This window comes from Synechocystis sp. LEGE 06083 (assembly GCF_015207725.1).
In the GTDB taxonomy this organism is placed as follows: Bacteria; Cyanobacteriota; Cyanobacteriia; order Cyanobacteriales; family Microcystaceae; genus Synechocystis; species Synechocystis salina.
Map to the genome: position 1 here is coordinate 1 of NZ_JADEWJ010000292.1, position 4,529 is coordinate 4,529.

Below are 4,529 nucleotides of genomic sequence, written 5' to 3' on the forward strand. Positions count from 1 at the left end.
GTCTAGCTCAGCGCATTGCCAACAAAGATATTCCCGACATTCTCGAAGAAAAACGGGTCGTCACCCTGGACATTGGTCTGTTGGTGGCGGGCACCAAATACCGGGGAGAATTTGAGGAACGGCTGAAAAAAATCATGGATGAAATCCGCCAGGCCGGTAACATCATCCTGGTGATCGATGAAGTTCACACCCTCATTGGGGCCGGGGCCGCCGAAGGCGCGATCGACGCCGCCAATATTCTCAAGCCCGCCTTAGCCCGGGGAGAATTGCAGTGTATTGGGGCAACCACCCTCGATGAGTACCGTAAGCACATTGAACGGGACGCCGCCCTGGAACGCCGTTTTCAGCCGGTGATGGTGGGGGAACCCTCTGTCGAAGAAACCATCGAGATTCTTTATGGTCTGCGGGAACGTTACGAGCAGCACCACAAACTGAAAATTTTGGACGAAGCCCTAGAAGCGGCGGCCAAACTTTCCGACCGTTATATCTCCGACCGCTTCCTGCCCGATAAGGCGATCGACCTGATTGACGAAGCTGGTTCTCGGGTGCGGTTGATTAATTCCCAATTGCCCCCCGCCGCCAAGGAGTTAGATAAGGAACTACGGCAAATTCTTAAAGAAAAAGATGATGCTGTCCGCAATCAGGACTTTGAGCAAGCTGGGGAACTCAAGGACCGGGAAGACGAAATTAAAAAACAAATCCGGGCGATCGCCTCTTCTAAAAAAGCAGAAGGGGATAGTGGTGAGCCGGAAGTCAACTCTGAAGAAATTGCCCACATTGTCGGCTCCTGGACGGGGGTGCCGGTGAACAAGCTGACAGAATGGGAGTCGGAAAAACTGTGGCACATGGAAGACACCCTCCATCAACGGTTAATTGGCCAGGAAGACGCCGTTAAGGCCGTTTCCCGTGCTATCCGTCGGGCTAGGGTCGGACTGAAAAATCCTAACCGTCCCATTGCGAGCTTCATCTTCTCCGGTCCCACCGGGGTAGGTAAAACCGAGCTGACCAAAGCCCTAGCGGCCTACTTCTTCGGTTCCGAGGAAGCCATGATCCGCTTGGATATGTCTGAGTTTATGGAACGTCACACCGTTTCTAAATTGATTGGTTCTCCTCCGGGTTATGTGGGCTACAACGAAGGTGGTCAGTTAACGGAAGCGGTACGCCGCCGTCCCTACACTGTGGTGCTGTTCGACGAAATTGAAAAAGCCCACCCGGACATCTTCAATATGCTCCTGCAAATTTTGGAGGATGGTCGCCTTACCGATGCCAAAGGTCGCACAGTGGACTTCAAAAATACCCTGCTGATCATGACCTCCAACATTGGTTCTAAGGTGATTGAAAAAGGTGGCGGTGGTTTAGGCTTTGACTTTGCCGAAGACCAGGCGGAGTCCCAATACAATCGCATTCGCTCCCTGGTGAATGAAGAGTTGAAAAACTACTTCCGTCCTGAGTTCTTGAACCGTTTAGATGAAATCATCGTCTTCCGTCAATTGAACAAGGAGGAAGTCAAGGAAATTTCCGAAATCCTGCTGCGGGATGTGTTTGCCCGGTTGGTGGAAAAAGAAATTTCTCTCCAGGTCACCGACAAGTTCAAAGAGCGCATTGTGGAAGAGGGGTTCAACCCTGCCTATGGTGCCCGTCCCCTCCGTCGGGCCATTATGCGCCTGTTGGAAGATGTGCTAGCAGAGGAAATCCTCTCTGGTCGCCTCAAGGAAGGCAGTCAGGCCCTGGTGGACATTGGTGAAGACAACCAAGTGGTGGTCATCCCCGGTGAAACAAGGGAATTGATTGCCCCCGGTGTTGAATAATTAGGTCTCCTGGCGGGCCACTGCCATAGGATGAAGGGAGGACTAGAAGTCTTCCCTTTTTTGTTGTTAGAGAGTCATTGCCATGTTAAAAGTCCTGCACCTTTCTGATATTCACCTGGGCAGTGGTTTTTCCCATGGGCACATTAATCCGGCCACGGGACTGAATACCAGACTGGAGGACTTCATTCATAGTCTCAGGCTTTGCATTGACCGGGCGATCGCCGAACCGGCCGATGTGGTCCTATTTGGGGGAGATGCTTTTCCTGATGCCACCCCGCCCCCCTACGTTCAGGAAGCGTTTGCGGCGGAATTTCGTCGTTTAGCGGATGCCAATATTCCTACGGTGCTGTTGGTGGGGAACCATGATCAACATTCCCAGGGTAGTGGGGGAGCTAGTTTATGTATTTATCGCACCCTAGCTGTACCCGGCTTCATTGTCGGCGATCGCCTTGCCACCCATTTAATTCCTACGGCGAATGGAGATTTGCAAATTGTCACCCTACCATGGCTGACCCGTTCTACCCTGTTGACCAGGCCGGAAACGGAGGGATTATCCTTAGAAGCAATTAATTTGCTCTTGCTGAAAAAGTTACAGCCCATTTTAGAAGCGGAAGTCCGGAGCTTAGACCCCCAACTCCCAACTATTTTGCTGGCCCATTTAATGGCAGACCGAGCCACCTTTGGGGCGGAAAAAACCCTCTCCGTGGGTAAAGGTTTTACCATTCCCATGGCTTTGATCAATCGATCCGAATTTGATTACGTTGCCCTGGGCCATGTCCATAAACATCAAAACCTCAATCCCCATAACAACCCCCCCGTGGTATATCCTGGCAGCATCGAAAGGGTGGACTTTGGCGAAGAAAAGGAAGATAAGGGTTATGTTTGGCTAGAGATTACTAAGGGAAAAGTTGATTGGCAGTTTTGTGCCCTGCCGGCCCGGCCCTTTAAAACTATTAAGGTGGACGTGACCGAAGCGGAAGATCCCCAGACAGAACTTTTGACTGCGATTAATCAAACCAACATCGATGCTGCAGTGGTGCGGCTAATTTACCAAATCCGCTCTGAACAGTTGGAACAAATAGATAATCGCCGGTTACAAGAGGCCCTCAAACCAAGCCATTCCTACACTATTCGCCCAGAGTTAGTGAGCCAGTTGGCCCGGCCCCGCTTGCCAGAATTGGGGGTTGGTTCTGCCCTTGATCCCCTCGTTGCCCTGCGAACTTATCTAGAAAACAAAAAAGACATTAAGGGGCTAATGCCCGACCTAATGGAGGCGGCCGAGCATTTACTCCATGGTGACGAGGACAATTGGCTAGAAGCCGTCGGGGATTGATGGGATTTTAAATAGTTTTCCCCCAACAGTTAGAGGACTAGGTTAGCCTTTCAGACACGTTCTAACTAACCGCCGTAGTTCCAGCCGGTGCTTTCCAGCAATAGGGGTTCTCCTTCATTGAAAACTTGGGCGCCAATCACTTCGCCGACAAAAACGGTGTGATCGCCGTGGGCCACCGACCCCACCACCCGACATTCCACATAGCCTAAGCAATCTTTGAGCACAGGGCAACCGGTTTCTGGGGCGTCGAGCACGTCAAAGTTTTCAAACTTGTCCCCCACCCGTCGTTGGGGCTTAAAAAATTGCGCCGCCACATCCTTTTGATCCGCCGCCAGAAAGCTGAGGGCAAACTGACCACTTTCCTGTAACAGCCGATGGGAAATGGAGTCAGTGCGCACGCAGTTAACCACCAGGGGGGGCTCAAAGGAGCCCTGCATTACCCAACTAGCGGTGAAACCATTGGCTTCGTCTCCGGACTTAACACCACAGACGTAGAGCCCGTGGGGAATTTTGCGTAGGAGGGTTTTCTTTGCTTGTTCGTCTAGCACCATAATTCATTCAAGGTATTGGGCATGGGCTGGAAAATTTTCCCGAGGGAAAAATCCATTTGTTGATAGCCTAGCAACTTAATCAAGCTTAATTTTTTTTGCGGGGGAATTGGGCACAATGTTGGTTAAACTCCCCAATGCCTGCAACTGGTTCGTAAATAATTTTTGCTAATCGGTTTACTGCAGAAAAATCTTAATACAATAATCCCATCACCACTGATCCCCCGGCGATCGCCATGGACCCCAATCATTTCCCCGGCAACATTTCTCGGCCCATTTACCGCAAACAAGTCAGGCAATATCTCGCCATGGTAGCGGTTTTGGCCATGGTTAGCACCAGTTGTAAAGGCAATAACCCCAAAACGAATCAGGGTAGTGGGGCAGGCAATAACGAGAAAATCGAAGCTCTTTACTACACCAGTGTGGCGGAATGTAAAACAGACACCACCAATCAGGCCAAGGAGTATCAGGTTTTGGTGGAGGCCCACAAAGCCGGCAAATTACCCAATGCCCCAAGTCCGCCTCCCATTCGGCCCGAGGAATGTGAAGCCCAAATGAAAGCGGCCCAGGAAGAGCACCAACGCAATGCCCCAGTCTATGGCAGTCGAGCCGATTGTCAAACCGATGGTGTGATTTGTGAACCCACCCCCAGCGGCTATCACACCAGTGGTTACCGTCCAGTCTTTGGAGGGGCCTATTTTTATCCCTACGGCAACAGTTACACCTACATTTATTCCGGCGGTGTACAACGAAGGGTATTACAACCATCCATTGTCTATCGGGGGACAAATCCAGACCAGTTGATCACCCCCAATGGAGTCACTGTGCCCCGCACCACCA

The 4,529-nt window shown here is 51.2% G+C and carries 4 protein-coding genes; 3 read left to right on the forward strand and 1 reads right to left on the reverse strand.

Annotation, left to right across the window (positions count from 1 at the left end; genetic code table 11):
* Positions 1-1,808, forward strand: a 1,808-nt coding sequence (locus tag IQ219_RS17015; protein WP_194073392.1) for an ATP-dependent Clp protease ATP-binding subunit, incomplete at its 5' end; no start/stop codon positions are given.
* An 82-nt stretch (positions 1,809-1,890) separates the two neighbouring features.
* On the forward strand, positions 1,891-3,141 hold the full coding sequence (gene sbcD / locus IQ219_RS17020; protein ID WP_194073393.1) for an exonuclease subunit SbcD: 1,251 nt from the start codon (positions 1,891-1,893) through the stop codon (positions 3,139-3,141).
* Positions 3,142-3,206: 65 nt separating this feature from the next.
* On the opposite strand, the gene IQ219_RS17025 is transcribed toward sbcD, so the two are convergent.
* Complete coding sequence (locus IQ219_RS17025; protein ID WP_190596443.1) at positions 3,207-3,689, reverse strand: flavin reductase family protein; 483 nt, start codon at positions 3,687-3,689, stop codon at positions 3,207-3,209.
* A gap of 236 nt (positions 3,690-3,925) precedes the next feature.
* Between IQ219_RS17025 and IQ219_RS17030 the strand changes: the two genes are divergently transcribed.
* The coding region (locus tag IQ219_RS17030; protein WP_194073394.1) for a hypothetical protein at positions 3,926-4,529 on the forward strand (604 nt) is incomplete at its 3' end.

Bases quoted from the DNA above. Each gene is read 5' to 3' on its own strand.
- sbcD (WP_194073393.1), top strand. From the start codon at position 1,891: ATGTTAAAAGTCCTGCACCTTTCTGATATTCACCTGGGCAGTGGTTTT.